This window comes from Kitasatospora gansuensis (genome assembly GCF_014203705.1).
Taxonomy (GTDB): Bacteria; Actinomycetota; Actinomycetes; order Streptomycetales; family Streptomycetaceae; genus Kitasatospora; species Kitasatospora gansuensis.
In genome coordinates this window covers 7,466,102-7,481,401 of the sequence record NZ_JACHJR010000001.1, presented here as the reverse complement: position 1 = coordinate 7,481,401, position 15,300 = coordinate 7,466,102, and the positions used below count along the sequence as shown (strand labels likewise).

The window sequence follows — 15,300 nt, the reverse complement described above, 5'->3', positions numbered from 1 at the left end:
GCAACACCATGCGCTTCGGCGTCTCCTTCCTCCCCGACTCCTCACCCGAGACCAAGTCCCCGGTCGACTACTACCGGGAGGTCTTCGACCTCTGCCGGCTGGCGGACGAGTCCGGACTGGACTACGTCAAGATGACCGAGCACTACCTGCACGCCTACGGCGGCTACTGCCCGAGCCCGCTGACCTTCCTGGCCGCGGTGGCCGCGCAGACCCGGCAGATCCGGCTGATCACCGGCTGCACCCTGCCGGTCTTCCACCACCCGGTGAAACTCGCCTCCTACATCGCCATGGTCGACGCGATCAGCAACGGACGCCTGGAGGTCGGCTTCGCCCGGGCCTACCTGCCGCACGAGTTCCAGACCTTCCAGGTGCCGATGGACGGCAGCCGGCAGCGCTTCGAGGCGACGATCGACGCGGTGCACCGGCTGCTGACCGAGGAGCAGGTCACCGAGGACACCCCGTACTTCTCGTTCAAGGACGCCACCGTGCTCCCCCGGCCGACCCAGAGCCCGCGGCCGCCGTTCTGGGTCGCCGCGGTGCAGACTCCGGAGAGCTTCGAGCGGATCGGCCGGTTCGGCCACGGTCTGCTGATCACCCCGACCGGCCGCGAGTTCGACACCTCGCTGACCGCCCGCTACCGCGAGGCGTTCGCCGCGCACCACCCGGACGGCACCCCGCGGGTCATGGCGAGCATGCCGCTGGTGGTCGCCGAGACCGACCAGAAGGCCCGCGAGCTCGCCGACCCGCACCTGAACGAGTACCTGAAGGTCTGGGCCTCCGCCCTGGACACCTGGGACGAGACCGTCTCCACCGACTACGCGCAGTACACCGGCCTGGGCAGCGTCGTCCGCACCATGACCGCGAAGGACCTGCGGGCCACCGGGACGGCCTTCGTCGGCTCGCCCGAGCACGTCGCCGACCAGATCGGCCACTTCCAGGACCGGGTCGGCGCGGACGGGATCCTCTGGCAGGTGGACTTCGGCGGCTTCGGCGGGACCGACGCCATGCGCTCGATGGAGCTCTTCGCCGAGCAGGTCCGCCCCCAGTTCACCGCCGGAACCACCCCCGCCGAACCCGCCGGAGCCACCGCATGACCGCCCCCGCGACCACCGCGCCCGCCCCTGCCCCTGCCCCTGCCCCCGCCGGCACCGGCCTGGCCGACACCCCGGTCGCGCTGCTCGGCCGGGTCCCCGGCCGCCGCCTCGCCGCGCCCGCCCTGCGGGCCGCCCTGGCCGCGCTGGCCACCGCCCCGGACCGGGCGGCGGCCGAACGTCAGGTGGCGACCGCCCACGGACCGGCCGTGGCAGCGGAACGCGCCGCGCTCCGCTCGGCCCTGCTCGGGGACGCCTTCCGCCCGGCGCTCGCCGTCGGACGCCCCGGCGACCCGGTGGGCCGCTACCTCGCCGCCGGCGAGCAGCAGGCCACCGAGCAGGAGGCCGCGGCCCTGGAGTCCGCCGTCCTGGAGCAGTTCACCCGGGCGATGGTCCGGATCGGGCCGCCCACGGCGCACACCGCCGTCGCCCTGGGCCACTGGAGCGCGGACGGCGGCTCGTTGGACCGCCCCGGCCTCGACCCGGCCCGGGGTCGGCCCGTTCTGGCGCTGGACCGTCCGCAGCTGGCGATGGCGGTCGACGCACTGTCGGCCGGGCCCGACCCGGCGGCCGGCGGCCCGCTCCCGCCGCTGCTGCGCGCCAACTGGACCCTGCAACTGCGGAACGCCCGGGCCCACTTCTACCGTCGTGACGGCGAGCAGCTCCGGCTGGTGAGCACCGCGGTCACCGGGAAGGTCCGGGCGCTGCTCGGCCTGGTCGAGCTCGGTCCGCTGCCCGCCGAGGTGCTGCTCCGGGAGCTGGCTGCCGGGCTCGTCCTGACACCCGAGGCCGCCGCCGATCTCGTCGCCCAGGCGGTCCGCCTGCAACTCCTGGTCGGCGGATCGGAGTTCGAAGGCCAGGACGAGCGCCCGGCCGCTGCCGCCGCCGACTTCCTGACCACCCGTCACCCCGGCGCCGCCAGGCTGCTCACCGACGTGCAGGAGCGACTGGACAGCGCTGCCACGAGCCGTGGACAGCAGTCGGCCGACGCCCTGGCCGGGCTGGCCGGGGACCAGCAGGGCCTCAACGCCCTGCTCCCGCACCCGGTCGTGCTCCGGGTCACCGAGGAACACGTGCTGCCGCCGGTCGGGATCACCGCGACGCCGCACCGGGCGGCCCTGGACGACCTCGCCCTGGTGCTGGAGTACGCCGCCCTGTCCGACCCGGTGCACGAGGCCCGAGCGCTGCTGGTCGCCGCCTTCACCGAGCGGTTCGGCACCGGGGCCCGGATCAGGCTGGCCGACTGCGCCGCCGACCTGGTCGCCGTGGTCGGCCGCAGGTCCCAGCTGCTGACCCCCGGCACCGCCGCGGACTTCGGCCCCGCCGACGGCTCCCTCACCGAGCTGCTGCGGCTGCGCGCCGCGGCCCGGACGTCGCTCGGCGAGCGGATCGCGTCCGGACCCGCCGAGGTCGGGATCGACCCGGCGGAACTGGCCGCCCTCGCCGACGGACTTCCCGGGCGGTTCCGTCGCACCCACACCTCGTACGGGGTGCTGGTGCGGCCGGTCGGCGACCGGCTCGCGGTCCGCGGGTACCACCCCGGCGGCGGGAGTTCCGCGCTGCGGTACACCGGCACCGACCGGATGCTCGGCGGCCGGGCCCACGCCAGGCTCGCCGATCGGCTGAGCCGCGCCGCGGGTCCGGCCGTCCTGCTGGAGGACCGCGGGCTGCACGGGCTGGACGGCAACCACCGCCCGCCGCTGCTCGAGGACCGGATCGATCCGCTCGGCTGGCTCGGCCTCACCCTGGCCCACGATCCCGGCACCGACACCCTGGAACTGCTCGACCGGGACGGTGCGCCGGTCGTCGTGCACTCCCCTGCCCTGGCCAGGCCCGACCGGCTCGCGCCGCCGATGCGGATCGCCCTCTGGCTGCACGGCACCGGCCGCCTCGGGATCGACCCGCTCGGCGACGCCGCTGCCGACCTGCGCCGCACCACCGGAACACTCGTGCTGCCCAGGCTGACGGCGGGCCGGGTGGTCCTCCAGGGCCGCCGCTGGTACCCGGGCGAGGACCTGCCCACCGCCACCGGGCCCGGGCTGCTCTGCGCGCTCGCCGACTGGCGGGCCGCCCACGACGTCCCCGAGGAACTGCTGCTGGTCGCGCCACGCCCGGCCGGCCCCGGCGTCCTCGGCCGGTCGGCGACGGCACCCGACCGCACCCGGTACGTCGACCTCGGCAGCGCGCTGCTGGCCGAGACCGTCCGCGAACTCCCGGCCGGCGGCCACCTGGAGGAGGTCCCGGTCGGCGTGCAGGACGGCGCCCACGCCCTGGAGTGGATCCTCGAGTACGACCGCGCGCCCGGCGGGCGCTTCCACGACGGGGCCGGGCCGTGCGGGTGAAGCTGCGGCCCGGCGCGCACTTCGTGCCGGTGGCGCGCGGACTCTACTGCGCGCGGGCGGACCGCACCTTCGTGCTGGCCGCCCCACCGCCCCTGCAGCGGCTGCTCGACGACCGGCTCGGCGAACTCACCGACGGCGCCGACGCGGCGGACCTGCTCGGCTCGGTCGACGAGCCGGCCGAGCGGGTCGCCCTGCGGCAGGTCCTGGCGGCACTCCTCGACCAGGGCCTGCTGTTCGACCTCGACCGGGCCGGCGGGCCGGTTCCCGACCCCGAGACCGCCGAACGGTACGGGGACGCCTTGGCGCACTACGAGGAGCACTGCGCCGAGCCGTACGCCGCCTTCGCCACCCTGCGCGCGGCCGAGGTGGCCGTCCTCGGCGACGGCCCCGCCGCCCGGAGCGCCGCCCGTGGACTGCGGAACCTGGGCGTCGGCACGGTCACCGACCGGCCGACACCGCGCACCACGGCCGCCGTCCTGGCCGCCGCGGCGCCCGTGGAGCTGTCCGAGCTCGCCGCCCGCCTCCCGGCCGACACCCCGTACATCCCACTCCCCGCCGGGGACGGCCACCAGATCGTCGGCCCGGTGCTGCGCGGCGTGCCGCAGGCCGACGCGTTCCGGGCCGCCGCCGAGCGTGCCGCGGCCTGGTCCCACGGCCACCCCGCCGGGCGCGCCCCCACGCTGCACGCCGCCACCCTCGCGGGCTCGCTCGCCGCCCGCGGCGTTCTCGACCTGCTCGGCGCGACCGCCCTCGACACCCCCGACCTGCACGTCGTCCACGGCCGCACCCTGCGGACCACCTCCCACCCGTTCTCCGTCCCCCCGGCCGGCCCGCTCTGGTCCCCCGTCACCTGTCCGGCACCGGAGGAGGCCGACCCCCCGCTCTCCTCCGCGGACCGCACCCCGGAGGAACGACTCACCTCCCGGTGGTCCGGCACCGGACAGTGGCGGGACGATCTCGATCTTCCCCAACTCCCTTTCCGCCTGGCGGCGTTGGAAGCGATCGTGCTGCCGGGGCGGCCCGTCCTGGTCGGCTGGGGAACGGAGCCCGAGGACGCCCGGCGAGACGCCCTGCTCCGGCTGCTCCGGGCGACGGCCGAGGACTCGAGGCAGGATCCCGCCCAGCCGGGCACGGCCGCCGCCGGGACGTCGTCCCGGCGCTGGCTGCTCGACGGACTGCTCCGGATCCTGGCCACCGAGGCAGCCGACGACGGCCCGGCGCTGCCCGGGTCCGACCTGGCCACGCCGCTGGCCCGGTCGCTCGTCCGGGCCCTCACGCAGTACTTCGACCGCCCCGTCCTGCTCGGCCGCCGCACTCTCCCGGGCACCGACTGGACCCTGGTCACGGCCACCGACGCGGACACCGGTGAACGCCTCGCCCGCCAGTGGGGCCCGTCCGCCCAAGCCGCCGCCCAGGCCGCCCTGGCCCGTGCCCTGGCCGGGCTCCAGCAGGACCGGGCACCGCTCGCGGCCGCCACCGTCGGCACCAGGGCCCTGGAGTGGGCCGACCCGACCGAACTCACCGCCCTCGACGCCGCGCTCCGCTCCCCGGAGGTCCTGCGCGGCCGTACGGTCCACGCCCGCCTGCTCACCACCGACCCGGTGCTCGGCCCCGTACCGCTCCCCTGCGGCCTGATCTGGCTGGCCGACCCGCCCACCGCTCCCACCCGAGCCCCGGAGGAACCGTGACCGACCCGGCCGACGTGCTCCGCTTCGCGCTGCGTCAGGGGCCGCTGCGCGGCCTGCTGCACGATCCGATCACCGTGGACGAGCGGGTGCCGACCACCGCCTGCCTGCCGCCGCGGTCGGCCCGTGGCGACCGGGGCCGCCCACTGCCCGTCCACGCGCACGACCTGCTGGCCGCCACCCCGTACCCGGCCGGCCGGGTCGGGCCGGCCGGGGCCACCGGGTGGCAACGGGTCGGCGCCGTCCTGGCGGCGGCCTTCGGTCCGCTGCGCCGTGAGCCGTCCAATCCGGCGAACGACCACCGGGTGACGGCCTCCGTCCGCAGCAAGTTCCCGGTGCACGTCTTCACGGTGTCGGCCGAGGGTCCGGCCGGGTACCTCGACCCGTACCGGCACGCCGTGGTCGACCTCGACCCGGCCGGGGCCCCCGCTCCGCGCCCCGCCCCCGACGACCTGACCGTGGTGCTGGCCGGCCGCCACACCGATCTGCCGACGCCCTACGGCGTACTGCGCTGCGCCTTGGCGGACCTGGAGGTCGGCATCAACCTGCGCAGCCTGCTGACGACGGCCGAGCTGTTCGGGCTGCGGGCGTCGGTACAGGTGTCCGGGCCCGAGGTGGCCCAGGCCGCCGCGCTGGTGGCCGCGACCGGCCCGGGGAGCTGGTCGGCGCCGGTGCTGGTCACGCTGCACGAGGTGGGCCCGCTGCCGCCGGCCGGCCCGCTGGAACCGGTCGGCGGCGGGGCGCTCGACGCGGAGCTGGACGCCCTGCTCGACATGGAGACCGGCCATCCCAGCCTCGCCGAGACCGCCGCCGCCGTGGCCCCCCGGCTGACCGCGCCCGCGACCGCCGCCGGCCCCGGCCGCGCGCTCCCCGACCTTCCTCGGCCCGGCGCCGAGAAGGCGGACCAGGACTGGGCCCGGGTCTGGTGGAACAGGTCGGCGGGCCGGGTGCCGCACCCGCTGAGCGGGTTCTCCGCCCGGCCGGTCACCCGTGGCGAGGACTGCCTGCGGGACCTGCTGGCCTGGGCGGCGGCCCCGGCACCGGCCGCGCTGCGCGAGGTGGCCGCCCGGGTCAGGGTCACCGTGGTGTCGCAGCGGCTGGCCGGTCTGCCCACCGGCCGGTACGGGTTCACCGACGGCGTCCTGCGGCCGGCCGAGGCCGACCCGGAGCTGCCGCGCCGACTGGAGGCGCTCTTCGGCTACCCGCTCACCCCGGCCAACGACTGCGGGGTCCGGCACGCCACCGCGGTCTGGGTCTTCTCCACCGACCTGCGGGCGTTGATCGAGGATCTCGGGCCGGCCGCCTGGGGTCTGCTCCAGGTCTGGTGCGGCTGGGTCTCGCACGGGCTGACCCTCGGCGCGGCGGCGCACGGCCTGTTCGCCCGCCCCGCGCGCTCCTTCGACGAGCACCGGCTCGCCGACCTGCTGCGCCTGCCCGAGGCGGAGTCCCCGGTGTTCCTGACGGCCTGCGGCGCGACCCGGTACGCCGAGCCCATGCTCGACCTGCGCCCGTGACCGGGCCCTACGGGCCGTCCACGCCGAGCGCCTGCCGACCGCCCTCGGCGGCCAGCAGCGCACCCAGTGCCGTCCGGGAGGTCACGCCGAGCTTGCGGTAGATCTTCGCGAGATGGGTGTCGACCGTACGAGGACTGAGGAAGAGCCGGTCGGCGATCTCCCGGGTACGGGTGCCCTCGACCGCGAGCGCGGCGATCTGCCGCTCCCGCTTGGTGAGCAGCGCCAGCCCGGGTCCGGGGTCCGGCGGGGCCTGCCCGGCCGTCCCGGACCGTTCGAGCAGGCCGCGGCGGACGGCGGCGGCCTGCGCGGCGATCGAACCCGCGCCCGTCTCGGCGGCCAGCCGGTCGGCCTCGTCCAGCCACGCGTCGGCCTGGCGGCGGTCCCCGACGGCGGCCGCGATCGGGGCGCCGATGACCAGGGTCAGCGCGCGCTGGACGGCGAATCCGGCTTCCTGGAACCACCCTGCCGCCGCCGCGAGGTACTCCACGGCCCGGGAGGGCTCGCCGCGGGCGGCGGCGACCAGACCTCCGGCCCGGCGGGCGAAGCCCTGCGGGCCGCGGAGTCCGAGGCGGTTGGCCACGGTGTCCGCGAGCGCGGCCCAGGCGTCGGCCTCCGCGACGTCCCCGGTGGCCAGCGCGGCAGCCGACAGCAGGGCGTACCAGAGCGGTCGGAGGATCACCTGGGTGCGCGGCAGCTCGGGGCCGCCCCCGGCGTCCAGCAGCACCCGGGCGCAGCGTTCGGCCTGACCGGCCGCCAGCAGGGCCTGTGCGTGGACGGCCGCCGTGCTCCGGCTCCACCAGCCCTCGCTCGGGGCCAGCCGGACGGCCCGCTCGGCGAGCACCAGCACCGGTCCGTCGACGGCGGGCCGGGTGGTCGAGTCCATCGCCGCCGCGCGGAGCGCCATCGACAACGCCATCAGCTCGCGGCTGCCGAGTTCCCTGGAGACCTCCTCGGCCTCCTCGGCGGTCCGCACGGCCCGGTCCAGCTCGCCCGTCCAGAGCTGTCGGAAACCGATGCCGATCAGCAGGTGCGGCACCACGTGGTCCTGGCCGTTCCTGCGGGTCAGCCGCAGGCCCCGGTCGTGGTGGCGGGCCGCGTCGGTGTACTGCTCGGCGAACAGCTCGCCCCAGCCCAGCTGACCGAGTGCCTCCGGCTCCCGGGCGAGGTCGGCGTCCGAGAGGCGGTCGGCCAGCGCGGCCCCGGCCGCCAGCTCCCGGCGGGCCTGGTCGACCCGGCCGAGGCAGATGCTGCCGAGTCCGCGGACGGCGAGGGCCATCGCCTCGGCCGGCGGGTCGCCGAGCTCACGGGCCATCAGGACCGCCCGTCCAACGAACGGGTCGGCCTCCGCGAAGCCTCCGGTGAGCAGGGCCACCGTGCCGTACTCGGTCATCAGGCCGACCGCCTGGGGCGAGGACCAGCCCTCGATCCTGGGCAGCTCGCCGCGCAGCAGGGCCTCGGCCTCGGAGTAGTGGCCGAGCATGCGCTCCGTACGGGCGCACAACGTCGCGGTCTCCAGCCGCCGGTCCAGTGGGTCGGTCGGCACCCGTGCCAGCACCTCGTGCAACAGGTCGCGGCTCTCCGAGAGCCGCCCCGAGGCGGCCAGCGCGAGGGTGCGCGCGATCTCGAGCCGGAGCCGGCGGTCCTGTTCGGCGGGGGTGCCGGGGATGGCCTGCAGTGCGACGCCGAGCCAGCGTGCGGCATCGCCCGGGGCGGTGCGGAGCGCCGCCTCGGCCGCCTCCTCCAGGATCCGGACGACCTGCGGGTCGGCGTCCACCAGGCATCGTTCGGCGTGCCGGGCCCGCTCCACCGCAGGGGCGTCGGCGCGGGTCAGCCGGGCGAGCGCGCGACGGTGTGCACCGACCCGCCAGACCGGGTCGGCGTGCTGGTAGACCAGCCGGCGCAGGACCGGGTGACGAAACGTCAGCTGGGGTGTGCCCGGGACCGGGCGCAGGATGTCGCGCCGGATCAGGGCGGTGGCCGCGCGGTGGGCCCGCTCCGTACCGAGTTCGGCCACCTCCGCCATCGCCTCGACCAGGAAGCGCTCGCCGAGCACCGCGGCGGCGGCGGTGAGCAGCCGACCGTCGTCGGGCACCAGGGCGAGCTCGCCCAGCAGCACCGCCGCCGGTTGGCCGAGTGTCCGGCCGCCGGTCCCGGCCGGGCGGGCGTCACCCGCTTCGCCGCTCCCTGCCAGGTCGGCGAGAGCGAGCAGCAGAAGCGGGTTGCCGCCGCTCTCCCGGTGGATCTCGTCCCAGTGCTGCGGTCGGCCGTCGGCCTGCCCGGTCGGCTGCCCGCTGCCGCCGGCCAGGCGGGCGAGGGCGGCGGACTCGGCGGCGGACAGCGGTCCGACCTCGACCCGCTCGGCCGGGCCGCTCTGGTCGGCCCGGCCGAGCACGTCGAGCAGCCGCAGCGCCGTCTGCCGGGGGCGGTGGGTGATGGCCAGCAGCAGCGGCCCGGGCACCCGATGGCGGATCAGATGCTCGGTGAGCTCGACCGATCCCGGGTCGGCCCAGTGGGCATCGTCCAGGATCAGCAGGGTCGGCGCCTGCTCGGCCCACCGGCCGAGCAGCGAGCGCACCCGCTGGTGGATCCGCACCCGCTCGGCGCCGGTGGATACGGGCCGGTCGGCAGAGAACTCGCTTGCCGGGCCGTCGCCGAGCAGCGGCTGGAGTGGATCGGTCAAGCCGGTCGGCAGCAGCGGTCCGGCGGCCTCGGCACGGAACCGGTCGCCCAGCGCGTCCTGGTAGATCCCGAACCCCAACGCGTTCTCGGCTTCGGTCGCCCGGCCCTCCAGGACCTGGACGCCGCGCGAGCGGGCGTCGGCCGACAGCTCCAGGAGCAGGCGGGTCTTGCCGACGCCCGGCTCACCGGCGATCTCCAGGATTCCACCGGAACCGCCCAGCAGTTGGTCGACCGCGCGTGCCAGCTGTCCGAGTTCGACAGACCGGCCGACCAGCCCGGCCGACCGCTCCGAACCAGCGTCCGGTAAGTCCACAGGCCCCGCCCCACCTCGCACCAGCGCCGGTCCAGCAGAGCTCCCCAGCCGTCGGGACCGTGCCCGACCATGGCTCACCTTAGGTGACTGATCATCACTACGTATATGAGTTAGGTAGTTCTGCGGATGCCCGGCGAATCTCCTCGCCCCTAGATTCGGCGACGTCACCGCCCCACCACCACAGGAACGGCGACTGCGGACCTCGTTCATCCCCCTCATCCAGGAGCAGTCTTGACGCACATCCGCGCGGCAGCGGCGGACATGGCACCACCTGCGTTCACTCCCAGCACCTGCCAGTGCCCAACCCCCCACGGCCCCGCACCTCTTGGCCACGCAGCTCTCGGATGCGCCCCGCTTGGATCCGCGCCCGATCGGAGCCGGTCGGCCGGCGCGGCACCCGCCGTCACCCCCGCCGCCGTTCGGGCAGCCGCCCGGTGGCCGGCCCCGGCCGAAGCGGCTGCGTCGGGACTCCACGCCTTGCTCGCCAGCGAGAGCAACTACTGGCGGTCGGTGCTCGACCTGGCGGGGGGCCGGCTGGACTCCCTGCTGACGATGCAGAAGCAGGTCTCCGCCGCCTTCGACGGACCGGCCACCGAACGCACCGTCGGCACCGAACCGCTCTCGGCGCTGCTCCACTCCCTGGCCACCGACTGCCGGTCCGAGGTGGGCTGGCTGCGGTCCGGCGGCCGACGGCCGTCCGTGCTCGCGCCGCTGCTCGGCCGAGGGCTGGCCGAGCTGTCCGGCGGGGTGCGGGTGCGGGCCCTGCTGGACTCGGTACCCGACGCCGCCCGCGCTGGCCAGCTGCTGGCGGCCCACCCGTGGACCGGGGAGTCCGAGGTGCGGAGCAGCCCCGGCCTCCCGCAGGAGATCCTGCTGGTCGACGATCGGATCGCCTTGGTGCCACAGCCCGTGCCGGGAGGCGAACCGGCAGTCGCGATCCTCCGCGAACCGACCGCCGTCCGGCTCGCCCGACTCCTCTTCGAGGCCGCCTGGTCCACCGCGCTGCCCGCCGAGCGGTCCACGCCGCCCGCGCAGGCCCTCGGGACCGAGGAATCCGTCGACGACTCCTCGACGGACCCGGACAACCTGGCCGACGACCCGCTGAAGTTACAGATCCTGCAACTGTTGGCGGCCGGCGCCAAGGACGAGTCGATCGCCCGCCGTACCGGCGTCTCACTGCGTACCTGTCGACGGCACATCGCCGCGATCCTCCTCGCACTCAACGCCGAAAGCCGGTTCCAGGCCGGGGCCAATGCGTTCCGCCTCGACCTGATCGGCCCGTCTCCGCAGGTCTGACCCACCCCGCCGGCAGGCCCGGGTGACGGCAGCCGCGGTCGACGCCACCGGCCGGAGAGGTCAACAAGCTTGTGAGCGTGATCTTTTGAAGGCGCCATCAGGTCATGGTCTGCTGGTGGTGGCTGCGGGCGGCCAGTGACCCTGGGGACCACACTTGGGACAAGACGCCATGAGCGCTGATGAGCGCATTCGGGTGGATGTGGATAATCCTCGACATCCCCTGCTGAAGGCTCGTCAGACCATCTGGGGACCAAGGGGTCGCAGGTTCAAATCCTATTGTCCCGACTGTGAAGTCGGTTGTGAGAGCCGGTACTTGGGAAACCAGGTGCCGGCTCTTTCTGTTGCTGCGTCAGCTGGTGACCGCATGGTTGGTCGCCGGGCCACATCGGCCATGGCGTTGACGTCTCTTCTGTCCCCGGGCGCTGATATGCGGGCAGTTGCCGATGCGGGCGTTGGCGCCAGGGGTCGAGGCCGTCGTGGGCTTTGTGCGCTGGACCTGCTGCCGCCCGCCAGCGAACTCACCTGGTCACAGTCCCGAACCGGACACCAGCTCAGGTGTCGCCTCAAGGCGAGCCGTTCGTCAGCGGCAGATGGAAGGTGCGGCCCCGGTGGACGAACGTGGCGGTGTCGGAGTCGCAGCCATCGAAGTACACCGGCCGCAGCGGCTCCTCGCCACTGTGGTAGCCGGTGGAGCGCAGGAAATCGGGGCTGACAGCGGCGAAGGACCACGCCGGGCCGTCCGCGCCGAGGAGTTCCCGGGCGAAGTCGCACACCAGCCGCTCGGCGTCCGCCGCCGGGTAGTGGCGGCCGTAGGGGCTGTGCGCCTCGCAGAGCATCCAACGCAGCCGCGCCAGGAAGCCGGCGTGATCGGGCGGGCTGACCGTGGCGCGGAAGCCCTCGCGCAGGAGCGGACGCTTGAAAGGCTCGCTGCCGTACTCGTCCGTCAGGTTGTACCAGTTGCGACGCACGTCGGCGGCACGCATCAGTCGCTCGAACAGGGCATCGCACAGGAAGGCATGCACGACGTCCTGACTGTTCCCGGCCGTGACGAGTACGTCGCAATCCGCTGTGAGCAGCAGGGTGTTGCTGTTCATCGCACTGTCGACGGCAGAGAGACATCTCAGCGAGCCAAGGCGTCAAGTGCGGCGCCGGAGGCGACGGTCGGCTGCTGGTCGGGTGCTCGAATCGTGTCCAGCCAGACCAAATTTCGGGCCGGTGAGCGGCCCCGGCCTGGTTGCCTGTGCCCGGAGCAGGTGCTGGCGCCGGTCGGATCATCCTGTTTGGCTGGCCCGTTGGGGTGAACGGGCCCGGCAGATCTGTTCGTCAACCAACTTTCGCTGCTACCAATGGCCTTGCGCGCCCTTCCGTGCCGGGAGGGTGCTTCCTGGTCGTGCGCGCAGCCGCACGTCTACCGCAAGGACGGGTTCCATGGCAGTCGCATTCCGTAAGACGCTGGCCGTTGCCGCACTGGCTCTGACCGCCTCCTTCCTGCCGGCCGCCGGGGCGGGGGCCGCGGACGCCGGTGCCCCGTCCCTGCGCACGCCGGGCCTGTACTGCCTGGCCAACACCTGGAGCACTCCGAACACCTCCACGAAGCCCTGCGACGCCAAGGACCAGGGCCAGCACTGGACCCTCTCGGGCCAGCAGATCTCCCTCACCAACGCGCGGGCCTACTGCCTGGCCAACACCTGGGGCAAGCAGGACGTCTCCACCAAGCCCTGCGACCCCAAGGACCAGGGCCAGTACTGGACGGTCACGGGCCAGCAGATCTCCCTCACCTTCGCCCCCGCGTACTGCCTGGCCAACACCTGGGGCACGCCGAACATCTCGACCAAGCCCTGCGACCCCAAGGACCAGGGCCAGCACTGGGCGGTCTTCAACGACCAGATCAGCCTCGCCAACGCCTGACCGGACCCCTGGCACTGCCCGCCCCGCACCGGGCGGCGGCGGGCATGATGCCGCAGGGCGACCTCACCGACTACTACGAGAAGCGCGGCTTCACCGTCCTGCCGCCCGGCAAGCCCCTGATGCTGTGCATCCCCGAGGGCATCGAGGCCGTCGCCTACCCGGCCGATGCGCACATGCAGCAGATGTGGCGCCCGTTGGCGCCGGGGGTGACCGCCCCCGGCGGCGTGATCGATGGCGTTCTGCAGAGCGGCCGACGTGCTGGGACAGACCTTTCCCACCCCTGTCTCAGCATGTCCCGTTTCGACCGTTTCGCTAGACATCTCAGGGAGCTAAGTCGTCAAGGGGACGAGGGTCGTTATAAGTGGCTCCGCCTGCTGGCTCTGGCGGACGTGGCTCAGGTCAGCAGGCGTCCGTCCTGCGGATCGAAGCAGATGAGCCCCGAGGACCGCGCGACATCGACGGCATACGAGGCGGCCTCCTGATACCTGCTGAACACCATCCCGAAGTAGAACAGCGGTCCGCTCGCATTCCGGATGAGCGGCCCATCCGACCAGGGGCTTGCGTCCTCGTCCTCGTCGTCCGGGCTCAAGTCAGGCCACCGGGCAACGAGCGCCTCGACAAAAGTCCTGATACGCGCTGTTGGCTCGACGCCCCGACCACCCATGAACTCACCATGGAGGTCCGTGAACACCACGCGCGCCGCAGCGTCGCCGTCAGGACGCTCGCCTTCCCATACAGCCAGGTCGTAACTCATGATCGCATTCTGCACGTCCTCGCCGACAAGTCCCCTGTCGAACGTTCACCGTAGATGATCAGGGCTTCACGGAACTTCGGGCGGAGCCATTTTCCGCGCCCTCATCATCAAGCAGCGGCCGTGATCGACGAAGTAATGGAGGAGGTGAAGGCGTGGTTCTCGTCGAACAGCTGGCGGCTTTGGAGGCAGTGGAAGAGCTGGCCGAGCAGTCGGTTCAGGAGGTTGCGTTGGGCGCCGGCGTGCCAGTCTCCGTGCTCGCGTCGGCGGCGGTAGTGGGCGTCGGCGCCGGGCGAGGCTCGGAGCGAGGAGAAGGCCCAGAGGAATCCGGCGTGCATGAGCCGGTTGTTCTTGACCATGCGTCTGCCGACGTAGCTCTTCTTGCCGGAGGCTCGGGTGATGGGTGCGGATCCGGCGTAGGCCTTGAGGCCGCGGGCGTCGGCGAAGCGGGTGCGGTCATCGCCGATCTCGGCGAGGAGGCGAGCGCCGAGCTGGACGCCGAGGCCGGGGAAGCTGAGGTATATGTCCGCGTCCGGGTGCTCGCGGAAGGCGGCCTCGACCGCCTCGGCGAGGTCGTCTCCGGCTTGGCAGGCCGCGTCGAACTGCTTCAGCAGGGCGGCCAACTGGTGGCCGAAGGCGTCCTCGACCGCGTCGGGGTGGCGGGCGTGCTCGGCCCGGAAGACGTCACGGAGCCGTTCGGCCTCGGCGTCGATGCCGCGTTGGCGGCCGGCGCGCTTGAGCGTGGCCCGCAGCTGGGTCAGAGAGAGCTTCGCGGCCCGGGCCGGGGTCGGCGCGGCGGCGAGCACGGCCCGGGCGTCCGGCCGGGCGAGGCCGCCGGCCTTGCTCTGGAAGGCTTCGAGGGCGGCCGGGTAGTACTCGCGCAGGAGTGAACGGATCTGGTTACCGAGCTGCTGGCGGTTCCAGACGGCATCCTGCTGGGCGCGGGCCAGCACGGTGACGGCCCGGCCCTGGTCGGAGTCGGCTGGCAGCGGCCGGTGCATCGGCAGGTCGGTGCGCAAGATGTTCGCCAGGACCAGGGCGTCGCCCGGGTCGGACTTCTTGCGGCTCACGCCGTGGCGGTCGCGGTAGCGGGCGGCGGCGAGCGGGTTGATCGCGAAGACCTGCCGGGTGCCGGTGTGCAGGACGGCGACGAGCAGGCCGTGGCTGGTCTCGATCGCCACCGGAATGGGCCTCTCTGGGCTGTCGCCGTGCTCGGCGAGCAGGTCCAGCAGCAGTCGGTAGCCGGCCGCGTCGTCGGTGATCCGGCGCTTGGCCACCAGTGCGCCGGTGTCGTCGACCAGGGCGACGTCGTGGTGCGATTCGGCCCAGTCGATACCGCAGAAGATCTTCAACCGACTCTCCCAACGTTGCCTGTTTTCGCAGGTCACGAGCACATGTGGGTCACGCGGCACCCTAATCCCAGGACTCTTCGGTCCGCCATCTCAGTAGCCGTTCATGACACCAGCGCGCCCCAGGGGCCCCCGTCTGCACCAGAGCTCGAAGGCTCGCGGAATCAAGAAGAGGTCATCCCTGGAGCGGGCTCGCACCACGACCACGACAACACGATCGCCGGCAGGTTTCGCGGCGGCCCAAAGGCGCCGGACAGCACCCCTCTCTCCTGAGACCTCGCAGGTCGGGGATGTCATAGGCATCAGCCCGGTACCCACGCGACCACCGCGAAACCCACCGCCGTGACGGCACCGCTCTAGCGATAGGCCTCG

Annotated in this window: 10 protein-coding genes; 6 read left to right on the top strand and 4 right to left on the bottom strand. The window is 73.9% G+C overall.

Annotated features, from left to right (window positions below):
• The first annotated feature begins 8 nt into the window (after positions 1 to 8).
• The 4 genes from F4556_RS33735 to F4556_RS33720 are packed head-to-tail and all read left to right on the top strand — an operon-like array spanning position 9 to position 6,632.
• Positions 9 to 1,094, top strand: a complete 1,086-nt coding sequence (locus tag F4556_RS33735) for an LLM class flavin-dependent oxidoreductase (protein WP_184922971.1) — start codon at positions 9 to 11, stop codon at positions 1,092 to 1,094.
• Entirely contained in the window at positions 1,091 to 3,433 is a 2,343-nt protein-coding gene (locus tag F4556_RS33730; protein WP_184922969.1) for a hypothetical protein, read from the top strand. Before F4556_RS33735 ends, F4556_RS33730 begins: the two co-directional genes overlap by 4 nt.
• Positions 3,424 to 5,121 carry a hypothetical protein gene (locus F4556_RS33725; protein WP_184922967.1) on the top strand — a complete coding sequence of 566 codons (1,698 nt, stop codon included), beginning with the start codon at positions 3,424 to 3,426 and terminating at the stop codon, positions 5,119 to 5,121. Before F4556_RS33730 ends, F4556_RS33725 begins: the two co-directional genes overlap by 10 nt.
• Complete coding sequence (locus F4556_RS33720; protein WP_184922965.1) at positions 5,118 to 6,632, top strand: hypothetical protein; 1,515 nt, start codon at positions 5,118 to 5,120, stop codon at positions 6,630 to 6,632. Before F4556_RS33725 ends, F4556_RS33720 begins: the two co-directional genes overlap by 4 nt.
• A gap of 7 nt (positions 6,633 to 6,639) precedes the next feature.
• Here F4556_RS33720 and F4556_RS33715 read toward each other — a convergent pair whose 3' ends face one another.
• A complete protein-coding gene (locus tag F4556_RS33715; RefSeq protein ID WP_184922963.1) occupies positions 6,640 to 9,624 on the bottom strand; it encodes an AAA family ATPase in 2,985 nt (994 codons plus the stop codon).
• 477 nt (positions 9,625 to 10,101) lie between these two features.
• On the opposite strand from F4556_RS33715, the gene F4556_RS33710 reads away from it, so the two are divergent.
• A complete protein-coding gene (locus F4556_RS33710) occupies positions 10,102 to 10,920 on the top strand; it encodes a helix-turn-helix transcriptional regulator (RefSeq protein WP_246511158.1) in 819 nt (272 codons plus the stop codon).
• A 563-nt stretch (positions 10,921 to 11,483) separates the two neighbouring features.
• Here the strand turns inward: F4556_RS33710 and F4556_RS33705 are convergent.
• Complete coding sequence (locus tag F4556_RS33705) at positions 11,484 to 12,014, bottom strand: hypothetical protein (RefSeq protein WP_184922961.1); 531 nt, start codon at positions 12,012 to 12,014, stop codon at positions 11,484 to 11,486.
• Positions 12,015 to 12,348: 334 nt separating this feature from the next.
• Here F4556_RS33705 and F4556_RS33700 point away from each other — a divergent pair, with 334 nt between their 5' ends.
• A complete protein-coding gene (locus F4556_RS33700; RefSeq protein WP_184922959.1) occupies positions 12,349 to 12,828 on the top strand; it encodes a ricin-type beta-trefoil lectin domain protein in 480 nt (159 codons plus the stop codon).
• Between the two features lie 394 nt (positions 12,829 to 13,222).
• On the opposite strand, the gene F4556_RS33695 is transcribed toward F4556_RS33700, so the two are convergent.
• Positions 13,223 to 13,582 carry a hypothetical protein gene (locus tag F4556_RS33695; protein ID WP_184922956.1) on the bottom strand — a complete coding sequence of 120 codons (360 nt, stop codon included), beginning with the start codon at positions 13,580 to 13,582 and terminating at the stop codon, positions 13,223 to 13,225.
• A 107-nt stretch (positions 13,583 to 13,689) separates the two neighbouring features.
• Entirely contained in the window at positions 13,690 to 14,931 is a 1,242-nt protein-coding gene (locus F4556_RS33690) for an IS110 family RNA-guided transposase (RefSeq protein WP_221503758.1), read from the bottom strand.
• Positions 14,932 to 15,300: the final 369 nt, after the last annotated feature.

What these genes read in the sequence shown, in the direction of transcription:
- F4556_RS33735 (WP_184922971.1), top strand. Translation starts at nt 9, where the DNA reads ATGCGCTTCGGCGTCTCCTTCCTCCCCGACTCCTCACCCGAGACCAAG.
- F4556_RS33705 (WP_184922961.1), bottom strand. Translation starts at nt 12,014, where the DNA reads ATGAACAGCAACACCCTGCTGCTCACAGCGGATTGCGACGTACTCGTC.
- F4556_RS33700 (WP_184922959.1), top strand. Translation starts at nt 12,349, where the DNA reads ATGGCAGTCGCATTCCGTAAGACGCTGGCCGTTGCCGCACTGGCTCTG.
- F4556_RS33695 (WP_184922956.1), bottom strand. Translation starts at nt 13,582, where the DNA reads ATGAGTTACGACCTGGCTGTATGGGAAGGCGAGCGTCCTGACGGCGAC.
- F4556_RS33730 (WP_184922969.1), top strand. Translation starts at nt 1,091, where the DNA reads ATGACCGCCCCCGCGACCACCGCGCCCGCCCCTGCCCCTGCCCCTGCC.